The 19,164-nt window shown below is 37.8% G+C and carries 17 protein-coding genes; 6 read left to right on the forward strand and 11 right to left on the reverse strand.

Annotation, left to right across the window (positions count from 1 at the left end; all coding sequences use genetic code 11):
- Positions 1 to 2,814: a M16 family metallopeptidase gene (locus DKG80_RS11000; RefSeq protein WP_109831394.1), complete on the reverse strand. Its 2,814-nt coding sequence runs from the start codon at positions 2,812 to 2,814 to the stop codon at positions 1 to 3.
- Between the two features lie 111 nt (positions 2,815 to 2,925).
- Positions 2,926 to 3,585, reverse strand: coding sequence for a DUF6134 family protein (locus DKG80_RS11005; RefSeq protein ID WP_109831395.1), 660 nt, complete (start codon positions 3,583 to 3,585; stop codon positions 2,926 to 2,928).
- 39 nt (positions 3,586 to 3,624) lie between these two features.
- Between DKG80_RS11005 and DKG80_RS11010 the strand changes: the two genes are divergently transcribed.
- Both DKG80_RS11010 and rlmN read left to right on the forward strand, forming a co-directional pair.
- Positions 3,625 to 3,843 (forward strand): (4Fe-4S)-binding protein, encoded by a 219-nt coding sequence (locus DKG80_RS11010; protein ID WP_109831396.1) that lies wholly within the window; start codon positions 3,625 to 3,627, stop codon positions 3,841 to 3,843.
- 26 nt (positions 3,844 to 3,869) lie between these two features.
- A complete protein-coding gene (rlmN, locus tag DKG80_RS11015; protein WP_109831397.1) occupies positions 3,870 to 4,934 on the forward strand; it encodes a 23S rRNA (adenine(2503)-C(2))-methyltransferase RlmN in 1,065 nt (354 codons plus the stop codon).
- Between the two features lies 1 nt (position 4,935).
- Here rlmN and DKG80_RS11020 read toward each other — a convergent pair whose 3' ends face one another.
- Together DKG80_RS11020 and DKG80_RS11025 are read right to left on the reverse strand one after the other, a co-directional pair.
- Positions 4,936 to 5,532: an IMPACT family protein gene (locus tag DKG80_RS11020; protein ID WP_109831398.1), complete on the reverse strand. Its 597-nt coding sequence runs from the start codon at positions 5,530 to 5,532 to the stop codon at positions 4,936 to 4,938.
- The gene (locus DKG80_RS11025; RefSeq protein ID WP_109831399.1) at positions 5,533 to 6,678 is read right to left on the reverse strand and encodes a tetratricopeptide repeat protein; all 1,146 of its coding nucleotides are present in this window, start codon (positions 6,676 to 6,678) and stop codon (positions 5,533 to 5,535) included.
- A gap of 627 nt (positions 6,679 to 7,305) precedes the next feature.
- Here DKG80_RS11025 and DKG80_RS11030 point away from each other — a divergent pair.
- The 4 genes from DKG80_RS11030 to DKG80_RS11045 all read left to right on the forward strand — a co-directional run bounded on the left by DKG80_RS11030 (position 7,306) and on the right by DKG80_RS11045 (position 11,632).
- Positions 7,306 to 8,193 (forward strand): GNAT family N-acetyltransferase, encoded by an 888-nt coding sequence (locus DKG80_RS11030; RefSeq protein ID WP_109831400.1) that lies wholly within the window; start codon positions 7,306 to 7,308, stop codon positions 8,191 to 8,193.
- Positions 8,194 to 8,475: 282 nt separating this feature from the next.
- Positions 8,476 to 10,500: an alpha amylase C-terminal domain-containing protein gene (locus tag DKG80_RS11035; protein WP_109831401.1), complete on the forward strand. Its 2,025-nt coding sequence runs from the start codon at positions 8,476 to 8,478 to the stop codon at positions 10,498 to 10,500.
- Between the two features lie 230 nt (positions 10,501 to 10,730).
- On the forward strand, positions 10,731 to 11,096 hold the full coding sequence (locus DKG80_RS11040) for a carboxypeptidase-like regulatory domain-containing protein (RefSeq protein WP_109831402.1): 366 nt from the start codon (positions 10,731 to 10,733) through the stop codon (positions 11,094 to 11,096).
- Positions 11,093 to 11,632, forward strand: coding sequence for an NUDIX hydrolase (locus DKG80_RS11045; protein ID WP_109831403.1), 540 nt, complete (start codon positions 11,093 to 11,095; stop codon positions 11,630 to 11,632). The genes DKG80_RS11040 and DKG80_RS11045 overlap by 4 nt, the downstream gene beginning before the upstream one ends.
- Before the next feature lie 39 nt (positions 11,633 to 11,671).
- On the opposite strand, the gene trhA is transcribed toward DKG80_RS11045, so the two are convergent.
- The 7 genes from trhA to DKG80_RS11080 all read right to left on the reverse strand — a co-directional run bounded on the left by trhA (position 11,672) and on the right by DKG80_RS11080 (position 19,122).
- Positions 11,672 to 12,310, reverse strand: a complete 639-nt coding sequence (gene trhA / locus DKG80_RS11050) for a PAQR family membrane homeostasis protein TrhA (RefSeq protein WP_109831404.1) — start codon at positions 12,308 to 12,310, stop codon at positions 11,672 to 11,674.
- 67 nt (positions 12,311 to 12,377) lie between these two features.
- Entirely contained in the window at positions 12,378 to 13,343 is a 966-nt protein-coding gene (locus DKG80_RS21150; RefSeq protein WP_162555825.1) for a tetratricopeptide repeat protein, read from the reverse strand.
- Positions 13,340 to 14,308, reverse strand: a complete 969-nt coding sequence (locus DKG80_RS11060) for a vWA domain-containing protein (RefSeq protein ID WP_109831405.1) — start codon at positions 14,306 to 14,308, stop codon at positions 13,340 to 13,342. Before DKG80_RS11060 ends, DKG80_RS21150 begins: the two co-directional genes overlap by 4 nt.
- 103 nt (positions 14,309 to 14,411) lie before the next feature.
- Positions 14,412 to 16,271 carry a hypothetical protein gene (locus DKG80_RS11065; protein WP_162555826.1) on the reverse strand — a complete coding sequence of 620 codons (1,860 nt, stop codon included), beginning with the start codon at positions 16,269 to 16,271 and terminating at the stop codon, positions 14,412 to 14,414.
- A gap of 197 nt (positions 16,272 to 16,468) precedes the next feature.
- A complete protein-coding gene (locus DKG80_RS11070) occupies positions 16,469 to 17,422 on the reverse strand; it encodes a hypothetical protein (RefSeq protein ID WP_109831407.1) in 954 nt (317 codons plus the stop codon).
- A 149-nt stretch (positions 17,423 to 17,571) separates the two neighbouring features.
- Positions 17,572 to 18,621 carry a hypothetical protein gene (locus DKG80_RS11075; protein ID WP_109831408.1) on the reverse strand — a complete coding sequence of 350 codons (1,050 nt, stop codon included), beginning with the start codon at positions 18,619 to 18,621 and terminating at the stop codon, positions 17,572 to 17,574.
- Between the two features lie 15 nt (positions 18,622 to 18,636).
- Positions 18,637 to 19,122: a hypothetical protein gene (locus DKG80_RS11080; protein ID WP_109831409.1), complete on the reverse strand. Its 486-nt coding sequence runs from the start codon at positions 19,120 to 19,122 to the stop codon at positions 18,637 to 18,639.
- Between the last annotated feature and the right edge of the window lie 42 nt (positions 19,123 to 19,164).

The following is a 19,164-nucleotide window of genomic DNA, read 5'->3' on the forward strand; positions in this document are numbered from 1 at the left end:
TTATTCTTTCATATTCTCAGGATACAATACCACCTGAATGTAGTTTTTATCCTTGATGTATTTCTTCGCTGCTTTTTGAATATCCTTAGTTGTCAGCTTTTCTATTCTATCTGTCAGGTGATTTAGCTTATCGTAATCGATATTGCTAATGTGATAGGTCTTCAAAGCTCCTGCCCAGTAGTTATTACTTTTCAAATGTAGCTCTACGTCTCTTCTTTGCGCCTCTTTGATCTTGTCGAGGTATTTTTGATCAATCCCATTCTTTTTGATGTCTTTGACCAATTGCTGAGCACTGGCAATCAACTCATCTGCTCTATCAGGACTACAAGGAAAGGAGATTTTGAGGTTATATCTACTGTAAGGCTTTTTGCTCATTCCTCCTTTGGCGCCTATTCCATAGACACCTCCCTTTTCTTCTCTCAGTTCTTCTATCAATTGAATACTTAGAATTTCACCTAAGCATCTCAAATAATAGGCTTGATCCTTGTCGTATTTCGTCTCACCAGTATAGCGTATAGTGACGTTGCTCTTTTGGTCTGAACCTTTGAACACTTTTTCTTTTACTACTCCAGAAGGAGTTCTGACACCTCTGTCTACCCATTTGATTTCTTCGCGCTTAGCGTCTTGCGAACCAAGGTATTTTTTAATCAAAGGAAGAAGTGTCGCTGTATCAAAATTCCCAACAAACCAATAAGTAAAGTCTCCAGTACTACTGAAATGTTTTTTGAAGATCGCCATGATTTCATCCAAATCAGCCTTTCTCAAATCCTCAATCGTAGGGATAGCGTCACTTCTCAGGTGATTCTGAGTCATTATTCTAGCTAATTTGTCTTGATAGAAATACTTAGGATCTGAGAGTACATTTGAAAGCGCTGCTTCGTTTCGCTGCATCATCGACTGGAATGCATCCTTATCTTCTCTAGGTTCATTGCAGTACAAATAAACTAGTTGAAGCAAGGTTTCGATATCGTCAGGTGAAGCTTTGCCTCTGAAGCCTGATTCCAAATTCCTCATGTATGGGGCTACTCCAGCAGACTTTCCTGCTAGCGCCTTTTCCAAATCTGAGAAACTATAATCTGCGATACCACTCATAGTGATCACATCAGTAGTCATAGACGCTGACCAATACTTATCATCTTCTTCTGATGAGATACCTCCCTCTCGATATGCTGAGAATATAATTTGGTCGTCTTTGAAGTCTGTTTGTTTGAGATATACTACAGCACCATTTGATAGTTTCAACTTCTGAACATCAACACTTTCAATGGTATCATGGCTCAAAATTGTACCTGATTTCAACTCACCCTTGATCAAATTCTCGTCGATTACTCTTTCTTCGAGCGCATCCATGTCTTTTTTCTCTATCTCAGATACCCAAGACAATAGATCTTGATCTGTTGGCAAGGTAACATCAGACGATTCGGGTGCAGTCATCAGTAGCACCCTGTTTTCTTCTTTGATCAAAGTGCTGATCAATGCATTGATTTCTTCTAGTTTAATACCTGGCAACACTTCTTGGACAAATTCAAACTCAAAAGCAATACCTGGTACAGGCTCTCCTTCTAGGAAATGTCTTACCAACTCATTGGCCAATGGCTTAGAGGAAGCCTTATCTCTTTCTTTGTATGAACTCTCATAGCCTTGATACATATCAAGCTTAGCAGTCTTCAACTCAGAAGGGTTGAATCCATGCTGCTGCACTCTTCTTATCTCTTCGAGTAATGTTTTGACACCTCCTTCGATGTCGTCTGGCTTAGGAACTGCGATGGCAGAAAAGGCTGTCTTCTTTCTAGACACCGGAGAGCCTATGTATGATGTAGCATATAGGTATGGAGGATTTGCTTCTTGAGTTTTGTCATTGAGACGCTGATTGATCATCATCAAGAAAAGATTATTGATCATCATCTTACGGTACTCCATTGTAGTCTTGAAGTCTTCCGTATCTGTTTTAAACATGATGTTGAAAACGTAGTTAGTAGCTTCCTTATCTGATACTACTGTAGCGATAGGCTTGACATTGTCAGGCAAGTCAAATTCTGGTCTTTGTCTTTCGTTTTTTGGATTCGTGAGACTTGAAAACTTCTCTTTGATCTTAGCCTCCATCTCATCTACATCGATATCTCCGACGGCTACGACTGCCATTAGATTGGGTCTGTACCAGTCTTTATAAAACCTTTGGATCGTAGCTTGATCAAATTTTTCAAGAATATCTTTTTTACCTATCGGAATTCTTTCAGCGTATTTAGAGCCTTTGAATATGACAGGAAGGTATTGCTCGATCATTCTCATTTGAGCACCTTGACCAATTCTCCACTCTTCTATAATGACCCCTCTTTCTTTTTCAAGTTCTTCTACTTCAAAGGCTATTCCTCCCGCCCAGTCTTTAAGGATAGTCAAACTCTTATCCAATATCTCTTGATCATCTGAAGGAACTGGAAGTATATAGACTGTCTCATCGAAAGAAGTGTAGGCATTCAAATGTGCTCCAAACTTGACACCTATGCTTTGTAGATAATCTACTAAGTCATTTTTATCAAAGTTTTCGGATCCATTAAAGGCCATGTGCTCAGTGAAGTGTGCTAGACCTAATTGATCTTCGTCTTCTAGAACAGACCCTGCATTGACGGCAAGTCTTAGTTCTACTCGCTTTTCTGGCTTGGCGTTTTTCTTAATAAAATACTTTAGCCCATTGTCAAGTGTCCCTGTACGAATGCTCTCATCAAATGGAAGTGGCTTATTTTCAACTTGGCCGTGAGCGAATAGCGTAGTAAACGCTAGACAAAAGACTAATAAATACTGTGTAGTGATTTTCATCTAATAAAATTGGTTTCAGTGGTCATGCGAAGCTACCAACAAAGTCAACTGCACTCAGGCTGATATGGTTTGAATTGTTGGACTGCTGCATAATGAAGTGATTCTAGGTCTCTAGAATTCTGATTTTTCTTTGTTCAATACGAGGTTGAAGTTGGCATAGACTCTAGAAATATTGACCATTTCCAATATCCCATCATCATTGTAGGTAGATACATTTTTGCCATCTTCGGAGATTAACACCCATGTGTTCTCATTGATCTTTTCATAGTCTAAATACTGTGCAAACACCTGAGAAAATACTTTTACGTGACCTTTGGGTTTGGAGAAATATATCTCCGGTATAGAATATGTAATTTCTTTTTGATGCAATGTGACACGATCACTTTCTAGTTCGAACTCATAGCGATCATCATACTTTTTGATAATAGTACTCTTTTGGGTAGCTCCATTCAATGTACTCTTTGATTTTCCGCCTATGAGCACGCCATTCTCAAAGTTTTCAAATAAATCATAATTTACCTTCACCATGAAAACTACTCTGACTGCTGTTCGGCTTTCTATGCTGTAATCTATCTTATCTCCAGAGACTACTTTTTTAACAGTCATGTATCCTGCTATTTTATCTCCTTTGATGATATCGTAGTATAAAGACTGTGCTTTAAGACCAGATACAGCATGTATTAGCAGGATGAAGACAAATATTCGCTTGACTGACAATGTTAAATTTAGGATGTTTGATAATAATAGAACTGGCAATTTAACTGCTTCCATAAATTTACGTATGGTTTCTTAACATAAAATCCAATCATTATGCCAATTAGACATTACACCAAAGACGGATTAACCATCAAATGGGATTCAAGTATTTGCGTTCATTCGGGAGTTTGCGTAGCAGGGCTTAGCAAAGTTTTTAAGCCTAAGGAGACTCCTTGGATAGATATGGATGCTGCTTCATTGGATGAAATTGAGGCTCAAGTAAAAAAATGTCCGTCAGGAGCGATTTCAATTGTGGGTTCGAGAGATCAATAAGGAAGGAATCGTTCTATCTTTGCACGATGAGTCAATCTGTGGAAGTAAAGGCAAAAAAATTAAAGGATCTTCGCAAGGTATCTGACGAGGATCTCAAATCCTATCTAAAAGAAATCGGTGAGAAACCATTTCGAGCTAAGCAAATAAAAGAATGGATTTGGAAAAAGTCTGCTCAATCTATAGATGAAATGACCAACTTGTCTAAGACGACTCGTGAGCGCCTACAGCAGGACTTTGTAATCAATGCTGTCAAGATAGATCACTCTCAGAAAAGTACTGATGGGACTATCAAGTCAGCTATCAAACTGCATGATGACCACTTGGTAGAAAGCGTTCTTATTCCTACGGATAGCCGTACGACAGCTTGTGTTTCTTCTCAGGTAGGGTGTTCTCTTAGTTGTAAGTTTTGTGCGACGGGCTATATGGATCGTGCTCGAAACCTAGACGCTGGAGAAATCTACGACCAAGTAGTGGCTGTACATAATCAGTCAATGGAGCATTTTGACATTCCGCTTTCGAACATTGTCTATATGGGCATGGGAGAGCCTTTGCTGAATTACAAGAATGTCTTGGATAGCGTGGAAAGGATTACTTCTCCTGATGGGCTAAACATGTCTCCTAAAAGAATTACGATATCTACAGCTGGCATAGCTAAGATGATTAAGAAACTAGGGGATGATCAAGTGAAGTTTAACCTTGCTCTGTCACTTCATGCCGCTAATGATCAAAAGCGTGATAAAATCATGCCCATCAATGAGACTAATACATTGGATGCGTTGCGTGATGCCCTGAACTACTTCTACAAGAAGACTGGAAACAAGATAACTTTTGAATACATCTTATTCTACGATTTCAATGATTCTATCCAAGATGCTAAGGAGTTATATGAATTTTGGAAAAGAGTGCCTGCGCGTATCAATATCATTGAGTACAATCCTATTTCAGAGGCTAATTACCAAAAGGCTGATGAACACACGCTTGATAAATTTTCGAAGTATCTAACAGATCGTGGTGTGAATGTTCATGTGAGAAAAAGCAGGGGCAAAGACATTGATGCTGCCTGTGGACAGCTGGCTAACAAGAAGTCGTAATTCAGTCTATTATTAAGTTTAGCCCCAGCAGGCTCAACTTATCTTTTAGAGGATTTACTTTTTCTGGCTCAATTTTTCCCGTTAGCAAACAAGATTCGGTAAACTGCTGATCCAAAATATCAACTTGAAAGTCATTGATGATTCGCATGGCTTCACTGGTTACTTCATAGCCATATTCTAAATGGAACTTGGATTTGACCTCTACAGTTATGATTTCAGCTTGTTGTAAGGCATCTTGAGCCGCAGTTCGGTAGGCATTGATCAATCCTGGGACTCCTAGTTTTGTACCTCCACTATATCTTACTACTACAACCAATACATCGGTTAGTTCAAAAGATTTGATCTGTCCTAATATTGGGTCGCCTGCGGTGTGTCCCGGTTCGCCATCATCATTGGCTCGAACTTTTTGTTGTTCAGCATGGTCGATGATATGTGCAAAACAGTGATGTCTTGCTTCATAATGCTCCTTTTTGAGCTCATTGACGATTCCTCTTACCTGATCGACAGACTCCACAGGATATGCGAATGATAAAAATTTGCTACCCTTTTCCTTGTACAGTCCTTCGGTGGGTTCTTGAATGGTATTGTAAACTCTCAATTATAAATTAAGTCTTTTCAATCGTTCTCTAGCCTCCGCAGATACTCTAGGGTCATCATCTTCTTCGATGGCTTTGTTATAGTACGCAGCAGCGATTTGGTGATCATTCCTTGACTCTGTAATACGACCAAGTCCTAAATACGCTAAACTTTTATAGTATTCTCCTCTGCGAACACAGTTAATACCATTTTCAATCGCCTTGAGATAGAGCTCTTCAGCTTTTTCGATTTCGTGAAGCTTTGTTTCTGTATAGATAGCTTCATATGTATATCCACACAGTTGATAATACGGAACCTCACTTTGTTTTAATGAATCTATCAATGGTAATGCTTCATCGTATTTCTTTTGTCGTACTAGGCATTCCAAGTATTTGGCCTTGAAATATTTATTTCTTGGATATTCGGCATTGATTTTCTGGAGATATTGTCCTGCCTTGTCTAAGTTATTTTCATACCTCAAGTAAATGTACGAGGCGTAAAGGCAAGCCTCTATTTTGACGATTTTAGAATCGTAAACTGCCTTATCTAATTGCTCCAGCCCCAGCTTTATATCTCCTGATTTGAAGAACCATAGCAGCGGTTTATAGACTGGATGACGTTCTGGATATTTTTCTCGGAAGTAATTGTATAAACCTGCAAGAAAGTACAGTTCAGAACTTTCATCAGTCTTCTCCATGGTTTCTTTGATAAGTCCGTAAGTCTTTTGGGCATGTCCCATGGCCTTCATGTAACTTCCTTCTTTGGCGTAATACTCTGCATATAGACCATGAACAGACATTTTAAAAAACTTGGCTTCAAGATTTTTAGGGTTTTTGTCCAGTAGCTTTTCGGACATCATTAAGCATGTATCAAGATATGCACGATGCTCAGGAAAATAGATGCTAGTGGTACGAATGGGTTGGTCTTTCCATGATACATTGAAAGCTCGCATCATGAAAATCAGTGGGTGATCAGGAATCAAAACTTCTAATGAGTCTATGACATATTCTGCAGAATCGTATTGCTCATTGTAGATAAAATCTCCACCATAGTCCATGATAGCTAGTATTTTAGGACTATCAAAGACAGGATAATTCTCAGAGTATCCTACTTCGAGCGTAAATAAGGCGAGCGTTGTTAAAAGTAATGTTCGAATGATCAATGCCATTAGTTTAGCTTACAAAAATAAGGTTCTCATCAAATTAGATGCCAATTCGGAGGATAATCATTATTCCTGTCCAAAATCATAAACGTACCCGTTTGAATGATTAGTATAGTTTTTTCAATCTGAAGGTCTCCTGCAAGCTGCAGGAAGCTTTCAGACGTTCCTGAAAGTCTGCTGCAAGTTGCAGGAAGCTTTCAGATGTTCCTGAAAAGTCGCTGCAGGTTGCAGGAAGCTTTCAGGTCTTCCCGACAGGTCGCTGCAGGTTGCAGCAAGGTTTCGGGTAAGTCTGAAAGTCCGCTGCAGGCTGCGGTGAGGGTTCAAATTACGAGTGAGGTGTGGAACAAAAATAATAGAGCAGAGGTTAAAGGGACTTAATTAAGTAACGTAGTATCTTGGCGAAGTTTAAATTTACAGAGAATAAAACGAATCCGAATATCAATTATGTAACCTATGTTAATATTGTCGAGCCAAATCGGCTTCTAGAGTATTGAGATTTTATGTTTATCCGAGTCATTATTTGACTCAAATCACCTGGACTTCTCTAGCGGCCTCTCAGAATAACTGTGGCGATTGGTTTAATGTATTCACTTAGGTCAAAGGAATTGATACTAACAGACTTGTCTAGCATTAATGATCTTTAACAAATCCTCATTTCATAGAATTAACGGCATACTCAATACACTGGAGTTTGAGTGGAAGCGAGATGGTCAAATTTCTAAAATAGTTTTTTCAAGAGCAGAAAATAACGCTGCTTTGGCTATCAGCTTGCCGATGACTCCATATGCTGGAGTAGAATTTGCCAATACTTTCATACAAGAAGATATTTCATTCTTTGTAGAGTCATTGAAGGATTTTTTGAGAGCGGAAAATATTAGTGAGTGTATTATCAAACAAGCACCAGATTTTTTTCACCCTGCTAGTCTGCCTTTACGTGAAGCATTTTCCACTAATGAGTTTCAATTGAGTAGCGAGATCAATCACCATGTCTTGTTAAAAGATGGAGAGATTATTCTCGACCCTATGCAAAAAAGAAGAATCAGAAAGTGTAAGGAAAGTGGATTTTCATTTGTACAAGAGTCGCCTCATGTAGCTATAGAAATTCATGAATTCTTATCAAGGTGTAGAGATCAACAAGGTCTCGTTATCAATATAGATGCCGTTAAGTTCAACAACTTGGTCAATAATTTTCCAGATCATTATAATATGTATACGGTTCGAGATGAACATGGCCAAATTATGGCGGCACTGGTCACTATTGAAGTAAATGAACATGTCATCTATTCATATTTACCTGGATTTGATAGACAATTTAGTTCTTACAGCCCACTGAGCTTTTTGTTTTCTGAGCTTTATCGGTTTTCTGCGGATCGATATAAGGTCATTGATCTAGGAATATCTTCTATTCATGGAAAACCACAATTTTCATTGATTCAGTTCAAAGAAAGAATGGGGGGAATAAGAACAGACAGATACTCATTTCATTTGAGTCTAAGGACCAAAGGTGGTCTTTTGTATTGATTTCGAGGTTTTGACCCTATTTTAGAAATACTGGTGCTGGTATCTAGAGCTTGATGAGAAACTCACCCTTGCTCAAACTAGAAGATTTCTCTACTTTCTTTTTTGAGGTTTTGTTCAATACATCTTGCACTTTCATAGTATTTAATCTTTATATCAACATAGCGTGGTGAATGAAAGAGCATTTTCAACTTCTTTCAACTGTTTTTCAGCAGCCCCTATCTAGTAGTGATATCTAAATACTATATTTAATGACCAATTCGGTAAAATAAACCTTATCACTATATGCCAACAATAGAAACTCCAGAACTTCAGTTGATCACTGATGATGGCTGGTTAAAACCTTACGAATATGAGATTAATCAACGATACGACTTTTATAAAGATCGCCTTCAACAAATCAAGAAATCACACAATTCTCTAAAGAAATTTGCTTCGGCTGATTCCTATTTTGGGTTGAATTATGATAAGAGTGAAAAAGGCTGGTGGTACCGAGAATGGGCACCTGCTGCAGATTCTCTATCTCTTATTGGCGATTTCAACAATTGGGATCCCTTAACTCACCCCATGACCCAAGATGAGCACGGTGTATGGGGTATCTTTATTGATGACAATTCAGACAATCCTATTAAACATGAGGATCTACTAAAGGTACAAGTACAAAAAGGCTTTGATGTCAACGATAGATTACCTGCTTACATCAAGCGGGCGGTTCAAAATCCGGATACGCATGACTTTGCTGGTCAAGTTTGGAAGCCGGCTAAAGCATTTCGCTGGACTGATAAGAAATTTGATCCTTCCTCTATAGGGGCACCAATAATATACGAATGTCATGTTGGCATGGCTCAAGAAAAGGAAGGTGTCGGCACCTATAGAGAGTTTGCTGATAATGTTCTACCTAGAATCGTAGATAATGGATACAACTGCTTGCAAATGATGGCGGTTCAAGAACATCCTTATTATGGATCTTTCGGCTATCACGTATCTAATTTTTTTGCGCCGTCATCTAGGTTTGGCACCCCAGAAGATCTTAAATACTTAGTCAATAAAGCACACAATGCTGGAGTGGCCGTGATCATGGACGCTGTCTATTCTCATGCAGTCAAGAATATTGCCGAAGGGCTAAATAATTTCGATGGTTCTGACGCACAGTACTTCCATGAAGGAGGTAGAGGTTATCACTTAGGCTGGGATTCTAAACTATTCGATTATGGCAAAACTGAAGTTCTTCAATTTCTGCTTTCCAATGTAAAATACTGGATTGAGGAATTTCACTTTGATGGATTCCGTTACGATGGCGTGACGTCTATGATGTACCATCATCATGGAGATCATGTCTCATTTGACCATTACGATAAATATTTCAAAGATATGGTAGACTGGGATGCTATTTGCTTTCTTCAGTTGGCCAATGAATTAGCCCATGAAATCAAACCTGGAGCTATCACAATAGCTGAGGATATGAGTGGAATGCCAGGTATATCTAGAAAAGTAGCTGAAGGAGGAATTGGCTTTGATTATAGATTGGGCATGGGGATTCCTGACTATTGGATCAAGTTACTTAAACATACGCCCGATGAAGGATGGGACATTCATCAACTGTGGGACGTATTGACGAATCGTCGATACAAAGAGAAAACCATAGCTTATGCAGAATCGCATGATCAAGCACTTGTAGGAGACAAAACTTTGGCCTTTTGGCTAATGGATAAAGAGATGTATTGGCACATGTCCAAGGACGATGATAATCTAATCATAGATCGAGGAATGGCTCTTCACAAAATGCTACGTCTGTTCACCGCGGCATTGGGTGGCGAAGGTTACTTGAACTTTATTGGAAACGAGTTTGGTCATCCTGAGTGGATTGATTTCCCTAGAGAGGGTAATGGCTGGAGCTATAAATACGCTCGTAGACAGTGGCACTTAGTGGATAACAAAAAACTGAAATATCAATATCTGAATAATTTTGACAAGGAAATGATTTCAGTGATAAAGGATAATGATATTTTGTCAGCCTATGGAGCTCAACAATTGAATATGGATGCTGAGAATAAGGTAATAGTCTTCGAGAGGAATAATCTCCTTTTCGTATTCAATTTTAGTACGGATAAATCTATCCCAGATTATAAGTTCATAAGTAATCAGAAAGGGACGTATGAAATTATTCTAGATTCTGATGCTGGACAATTAGGTGGTCATGCTAGAATAGACCCGTCTACGACTTTTATTACTGAAAAAACAGAACATGGAAATCAGCTGAGCATATATACAGTTAGTAGAAGTGTTCAAGTGTTGAAAAAGGTAAACTAGCTGTTTCTTCTTTTACAAGAAGGTTTTTCTATGATCAAAGGACTTTTGTATTTCCCCATTAGACTAATTTTAATCGTAGAAAGGAACTTATTAAGTTAATTTTTCGAATATAGAGAGGTATAATTTCTCTTCATAAGCTACTCCGTACCCTTGGGTAGGAATACTTTCATTTTTAGATTCGTATCTGGTACGGTTTGTGCTGGAAATCGGCTAGTATAAATTTCAAAGCTATGAATAAGTATTTACAAGTATTTTCATTCCTAATTATTTCATTTTTGACCCTTTCTTCGTTCAGAGCCAACATTGGTCTGTTACCGACATCTCTTAAAATCACAGTTCTCAATGAACTAGGAAATCCTGTAGAGAGTGCAAAAGTAACTTTGTACAAGACCAAAGAGGATTATAAAGCCGAAACTAACCCTGTTACCGAGACTATGTTGACTGATGAGAAAGGAATCGTTAAGTTCAAGAATTTAGAGCCGATTCCATATTACGTTCTTGCTGAGCTTGATAAGAAGTCGAATATCGGTGCTGGTGTCCTGACTAATACATTGCTTGAGGGAAAAACTAATAAAGTAAATACCATCATTGAATGACACGAAAGATTTTCTTAGATCAGCTCAATAATTACGCAACTACTTTTCAAGAGGAGCAAAAATTTGTTCCTCTTTTTGTTGATATACTCGACTATCCTAATGCTTATGAAAGAAATCTACTGGATAGACATCTAACCGCTTCGGCTTGGGTATTACACCCAAAGCGAAATCAGGTATTGCTACTTCATCATGCCAAATTGGATAGATGGCTACAGCCTGGTGGGCATGCAGATGGAGATCAAAACCTACTCCAAGTAGCTCAAAAAGAAGTTGAAGAGGAAACGGGACTGTCTAATTTGGAGTTGATTGGAGAGAGTTTCTTTGATTTAGATATTCATACTATTCCCGAAAGAAAAGAAGTTCCTACCCATGATCATTATGATGTTCGGTATGCTTTTATTGCACATGATTTCGATAAAATTCAAAAGAATCATGAATCTAACGATCTCCAATGGGTTTCAATTGAACAGGTCGGAGAACTGACGTTTCAAGAACAATCAATGGTCAGGATGATTGAGAAAACTTCAACCTTTTAATCGTGGCTTCTCTTCGTATTTAACTCTTCAAAAGGATGTTTAAATAATATAGACGACCATCATAACATAATGAAGTAAGCTACCTGCAGTAACAAATAGATGCCAGATGAAATGAGCAAGTTTCATTCTATAGTCAATGATATAGAATATAATCCCAATAGTATAGGATAGTCCTCCTGCCACAAGTAACCAATACGGTTCTTCACTTAATGCTACATTTAATGCATCTAACCTAACCATGATAGACCAACCCATAGCAGCATAAAGCAGTGTCGATAGTAAATTATATTTACCTGTCAAGAATATTTTTAGTACAATTCCTACGGCTGCGAGTCCCCATTGAATTCCGAAAAATGTCCACCCAACTGTACCTCCTATGCTCATAACCACGATTGGTGTATAGGTTCCTGCTATCAACAAAAATATTCCTATATGATCTAATACTTCAAAGACCTTCTTAGCGGTCTTGTTAGTTAAACTATGGTATAACGTGGAAAACGTATACAATACAACTAGACTGATACCATATATCAAAGCACTGAATAAACTCCACTCTTTTTGGCTTTGAGCTCCGAGCACTATCAAGATTACCAAACCAGCAATTGCCAGCAATGCTGTAACCCCATGTGAGATAGAATTAAAAATCTCTTCGAATTTTGTCTGAGGGTGTTTACTCATACGATCTGCAATTTATTATTACAGACATTTTATAAGATTAATTGTGACAATTGTGGAGCAAAACTATTTACCAGTCAGGCTTGCCACTATCTTGCTTTTGAGTAGATCTACGCTGATTTTGCTGGATGTATTGAATCTCACTGTTTTTGAGAGCTTCTAGGATCATTCTGGCTTTTTCCTCGGAAAGATTCATTTCTTCTAACTTCTGTTTAGTGCTAGGTGTAGCTTGTTCTTCTCCTTCCTGCTCCTCTTGTTCCTCGCCTTCCTGAGACTGTTGCTGCTCTTGCTCACCCTCTTCGCCTTGTTCTCCTTGTTGCTGATCCTGTTCTTGTTGATCCTGATTTTCTTCTCCCTCTTGACCTTGTTGATCTTGGTTTTCTTGTTCAGATTGGTCTTGGCTTTCTTGATCTTGATTCTGTTCAGAGTTTTCTTGATTTTGTTCCTCCGAATTTTCCTGGTCTTGTTGTTGATCAGAATCCTGTTGGTCTTGATCCCCTTCTTGATTTTGCTGATCTTGATTCTCTTGGTTTTCCTGATTTTCTTCGTCCTGATTCTCTTGATCTTCGTTTTGTTGGTCTTGATCTTGGTTTTGATCCTCCTGATTTTCTAGTTTTTTCTTGACCATTTCATAGTTGTACCGTGCAGCTTCATTGAAAGGGTCGGACTTTATCGATTCTTTAAAGTAGGACAAGGCCTTGCTAAGATCTTTCGGATTACTAGATAGGTTCCCTAATTGCTGATAGGCTAAAGACTTGATTTTATCATCTTTCGATAAGACTAATTTCTGGTAATTTTTTAATGCACCTTCAGCGTCCTGAGTCTCAAATTGAGCATGAGCCATATTAAGTCTGGAGGCATCATCACTAACATCCATTGAGTCTAACAAGGTAGCGTATGTGCTGATTGCCTTTTCGTAATTTTTAGCTTTAAAAGCCTTTTCAGCGTCCTTCTTGAGGCCATTAATTTTACTGATATCATTGGCCAAACTTGATGACACTATTAAAGACAATATTATCACTATGACTCCCCTCATACTGTCATGGTTTTAGTTCTTACTAATGCATCGATCAAGAATAGAATTAATGCTGCTAAGAGAAACAGATAGTATTTATTAGAAGAAACATCCATCTTTTTAGCATCTCTTAGTTCTCCTTCGATATCATCTATTTTGTTGATGAGCTTTTTGACATCGTTTTGTTGTGCATTGATTTCAAAATACTGACCATTGGTAGCTGAAGCTAGCTTTCTAAGTGAACTAGAGTTAAGTTTAGTAATCACATCCTGACTGTTTTTATCTTTTTTGAATCCACGGCGAGTCATAATTTTACTTCCCTGTTCTGTACCAATTCCTAGTGTAAACAATTTTATACCCTGCTCTTCTATTTTTTTAGCAATATCGGCTGTCTTATCTCCAAAGTCTTCACCATCACTAATCAGAATAATAATTTTAGATGTCTGGCGGGTTACTGATTCTTCTTCAGCATTAATTTTCTCCAATGCCATCTCCAGTGGTGGTCCAAAGTCTGTACCTGCATTAGGGACTAAACTAGTATGTAATGTCTCCAGAAATAATCCTAGCGCACTCTTGTCGTAGGTCAAAGGACATTGTACATAGGCCTCGCTTGAGAACATAATTATACCAATACGGTCGGATGCAAAAGCATTTATGATTTCTTTAAGTTCAAACTTTAGTTTTTCGAGTCTACTAGGCTGAATGTCAAATGCATTCATAGACTCCGACAAATCGACTGCAATAAATATGTCTTTACCTATTGACTTGATTTCTTTTTCAGATTCACCGAATGATGGTCCTAATAGGGAAATGATCAAAAGTATGAAAAAGGAACTTCGAAGCAGAATTTTGTAAAATACTCTTCGATAGCCCGAGTTAAGTGCGCGCGCAGCACTGATCGTTCGCCAGAGATAAACGATGTATAGTATAATGAATATTAAAATGAAGCTTAACTCAAGTATTCCAAGTTCACCACTCCAAACCATGCGTACACTTTTTCGATGAATGGCAAATATATAATAGCGCTCTACTTGCCCAAGGTTTCCAAAATCTATTTAACAATTTTTAGCATTCGAAATGTAGATTAGACTAAAATTCGTCCATATCTAAAAACAATATACCCTGTGGCTTGCGGTTGTATTTAGCTGCAATTCTTCTTTCCCTGCTCATTCGCTTTTTGACATAGTTCAATGTATGGAACTTGGCATAGTAGCGCTTGAAGTCTAGTTTGTCGTTAATCATACTTTGTTCAAATGACCTAAGTTGGTCTCTAAACTCAGCATTTTCTAGGTTTGGACTATTAGGCCCATCGATACGATACTCTCCTAAAACACCCAGTACGTATCTTAACTTTTGATGAAGCACGTAAGACTTTTCTCTTAAATCCACATATTTAGGAAAGTCGTTGAATCCGAAAGCATTGATACCACCTGCAATAATAGCCACTGCACCGACATATGGCACTAATTTCTGAGCAGTACCATCTTCTTCATAGACATTACCCATTGCAGTATAGGTCGCAGAGAACATTGATACGATTGAGAGTCCTTTTTTGATGGTTTGGACTTTGTACTCTCTATCCTGCATCTCAGCATTGATTTGTGAAAGAACCTCCACCATTTGCACAGCATCGTTCCTATATTCCATATAGGTTCGATAAGTCAATTCTGTATCTTCACGATGCTCTACAGTGATTGTAAAGGCACGTTGGTCAACATATCCAAAAGGATCTTTGACAATAAGGAGCATATCGAAAGACTCTGGTTTCATTTCCACTCCTACTACATCAAACCCAGGCGTCCATTCTATATTCAACATGTTGTCTTTGAATGTCCAGTCCATTCCTTTAGGAGCTCCTCTTATATCTATTTCTAGCTCTTGAGGATCATCATTTCCATCTTGGATAAAAACTGTTTTCTGGAAAGTCAACCCTTCTTTGATGCGTTGGTTTTGTAGGTTTAGAATTTTTGGAGGTTGATTTCTTACGTTCTTTTGGATTTTAAATCTCTTGATAATGGTATGCGGATTGTTTGAGCTAATTTCTGTTGCTTCTACTGTGACTTCAACAGGGAAGAATCGCCTTAAACGCATTATTTGATCTTGATTCAGTTTCCAAGTAAATTTTCCATCTCCTGATAATTTGGGGTTTCCCATTTTGGTAGGAATATCCAGTTTGTATAGTAAAGAATCACCTTCTGGATCTCTGGCCGCTAAGTCGATTTCAAGCTTTTCACTTGGTGAGATATAATATTCATCCATTACAGGATAGATAAAATATGGAGGCTGATTATTTCTATTGAGGATGAATAGAATATTCTTCTCATTGACTTGATGCTCTTCATCTACTGCAAGTACAGTAAGACTATAATATTTGTCATCCAACTGCGATCTTAGAGGTGTCCACTCAAGAGTAAGTACATTATTATCAATATTAATACTAACACTATCTAGAGACTTAAGATTTTTGTTCTCATTGAAGAAATAGTCGAAACTCACTTTATCCTTTTTCCTTGACACTTGTGATTCAGCCGTGATTTTTAGCGTGAGTTTAGTGTCTGGAGTCAAATGATAAATCCCTTTGTCATCGGGAAGGTTGCTTTCTATCAAAAAGGTAGGAGGATTAGTTTCGGTATCAATGGAGATGAAAACTGAGTTTTTGTCTAACAGTTTTCCGTCTTGCACAAGTCTAAAATCGATTATAATGTTCTGTCCAACGTACTCATTCGGCACTTCCCATGAAAACTTGGTAGAATCTAACATGGCTCCTTCAGGAGCATTGTCCATTTCGATATGGGAGCCGGCAGTTGTTTTATTAATTTCAAAGTAAACAGATTCCCCTATTTGCGTCTGATAGAATTTACGCTTTAGGACTAATTGTGGAATTGTATCTGCTTGTGAGTAGGAAAGGAAAGTTGATAGTACAAATGCAATTATCAGTAAGTGTCTCATCATACTTTTTTCATCAAGGAATTGAACCAGCCAAAAATACAAAACTTAGTAGTATTTGAATCTAAGCAGTCAGATAAGAAAAGAGATTCTTGAGATAAAAGAACAACACTTAACAACAAACAATATTTGAAGGTGCTTCAGTGAAACTTATTTAGGATAATAGAATGCGAATCATGAAGTTTCAAACTCAATTGAAGTTAAGTATTCATCCATCTCCAAAACTTCTTAAAAACATTGTTAGTAGGTTCCAATTGTGGCTGTTGAGGGGCTTTTTTAGAAGGCTTTCTCTTGACTTTTTGAGTGGGTGGCTTTTGATCAGCCATTAATTTTTGATAGTGTTCAGCTTTTTGTTGTTTAACCTTCTTTTTTCGTTGTTCTTCTTTTATTTCTGCTTCTCGCTGTTTGCGTCTTCTTTCAGCTTCAACTGGGTTAATATTGTTTTTTCTTCTTCTCCTTCTGTCTTGTGGTTTTCTACGCTTGCGATCAGGGCCTTTGGTGTAACGGATTTCATCTGTCGCAGCTAAAGTTTCCTCTTTTTTCTTATCCTCTTCAGAGGAAGCTTCCATTTTCGGCTTTGGCTCTGGAAGATCAATTTTCCCTTTGACTGTCAGTCCTTGAAGTTGTACTTTCTTAGGCTTGATGACATTTGTATTTTCATCAAGTGCCAGTTTTTCTGCATATGAAAGATCCTCAACTTCATCATCATTACGCTCAATTAGGGATGAATGGACTTCTTCAGAACGTTCGGTTTCTACTATACTTTCCTCTACTGATTCTTTAACTGGAGGAATGACTTCCTCCTCTTTGGTAGTTTCTACTTTTTCATTAGAAACTATAGGTGCTTCTATTTCTTGTCTTATTTCTACCTCTTCCACAAGATTTATTTCCTCTAGAATAATACTTTCTTGTTTTAAGGAAGGAGTTGCTATAGTTTCTTCTTCATGCACTTGAACTTCGGCAACTATATTTTCTATTACTTCTTGCTTCGGCTCCTCTAAAGTCTTGTCGAAATAGTCAAGAATCTGCTGAACTTCTTCATCATTGAGTTTAGTATTACTTCCCTTACTTAGGTCTATCTCGATAGACTCTGCATAGGTTGATATTTTAGAGGGCGCGATCTTGATTTTGCGTGCAAGTGAAGCGATTCTCATCGGCGGATATATTTTAATAATTTAATCGCATAGCCTAGCCCATTGGGTTTAGTTCTCTGTCCCATGGAACAAGCCTAAATAACATTCTGAAGACAACTCATACTCTCTTAATTTGATGTCTTCATCTGCAAATATAGTTTTGGACGAAATCATGTCAAATCAAAGGTTGAAATAAAAAACGGTCTATTAAATAACTCTTTACGTTTTTCGGTAGAAAAGTTATTGATCTTGCATATAACGGAAGCATCTACTGCGGAATTGATTTTGTTGAGTAAGCCCAAGTTCATACTTGACATCAGGGCAGCTTCATAAGAATCTAAGTCTACTGAAATGATAGCTGTGTTCATTTGATGAATAACTAATGTAGACTCTATTAGAGATTGAATTTCTTCTTTACTTGCTTGTTTCGAGAATAAATAATCAAGGGCCACAAACTTGAAGTTATTGTTAATCAACTTGTTGACAAATGGTAATTTACTTACTGTTTCAATCAAGGTTCTTCCGTGCTTGCCGGCCAATGAAATTATATTCCAGTACTCTGGGTTGGCTTGTACGCCCGCAATTATTTGGTTGTCTGAGTTTTTAAGAATGTAATAGTCTCCATTATAAAAAAGGTTTTCTTCGGTATAGCAAGAGTGCTTTTTATATTGGTCTTGCAGCAACTCTTGTATCTGAGGATATTCTTCCTTAGTAGCTTTAGTTACTTTGATATTCCGAGATGGGTTAAACCTAGAGAAGTTGTATGTTCGAAATTTACGTATTGTTTCAAAACCAAACTCATCACAAAGAGTCTGAGATCGTGTGTTATTTGGGTCGACATAGGCATAGAAAAGACTTGATCTACTACTACTGAATAGTTTACCAGACAGAAAGTCCTTTATTTCTGTTCTCAGTCTAGAATTTTTCTTTGTTTTATACCGCTTGGCTGATGAGGACCTGTAATTATGATCAAATGAAAAATACCGAACGTAATAATTGTTTTGATTCTCCTCTTCTCTTTCGCAAAAACAGCATGTACCTAATGTCTTATCGTTTCTAACAATAGAAGTGAAAATAGGAGACGGGATACGGCCAATCTTGATAAGTGTGTTTAGTTGTTGATAAACCATACTTCGCCCAGGGGTTCCTAGGACGTTATTGGCTAATAACTGCTTGATGGAGTCTGTGACTCTATTCGATATGGTGATAAGTCGTGCCATCTAGACACGAATATCTCACTTTTCTTTAATAGGTCTGTAAATAAAAACCTTCCCTTTTTGCATTCGGTCTAGTCTGAATGTACTCACACCTACTTTCTTACCCCATGAACTGGTGTTTTGATGTGCTATTTCGTAGTTCTTTGGTGCGTTGACTTTATAAACTATAGCAGTATGCTGCCCCATGCTTTCAGAGAAAGTAGTATTATTTTCTTTCCATTTGAGTAATACGCCTTCAAACTGGATCAAATCTCCCGGTAAAATTTCTTCTTTGTCAGGATTCAGCCTACGACCGTATGTCGTGATGGTTTTCATAGAAGATCGGTCAAAGTATGCTTCAGAATAAGCTAATGCTCCTGCTGCTAGATCCCAACATTCCCCTCGGTCAACTTTGGTTCCCATAACTGAATCCACATATTTGATGATCTTTTCATTGAGATCAGGAAGTTTTTTTGGAGCAAACGATAGAGCTGTGATGGCAAGAACTATGCTGAGAGTTTTCATTTTTTAATTGACGATTTAAGTATTACAGTTTATTAGAGGCTA

Origin of the sequence: Reichenbachiella versicolor, assembly GCF_003171675.1 — a bacterium.
GTDB classification, from domain to species: Bacteria; Bacteroidota; Bacteroidia; order Cytophagales; family Cyclobacteriaceae; genus Reichenbachiella; species Reichenbachiella versicolor.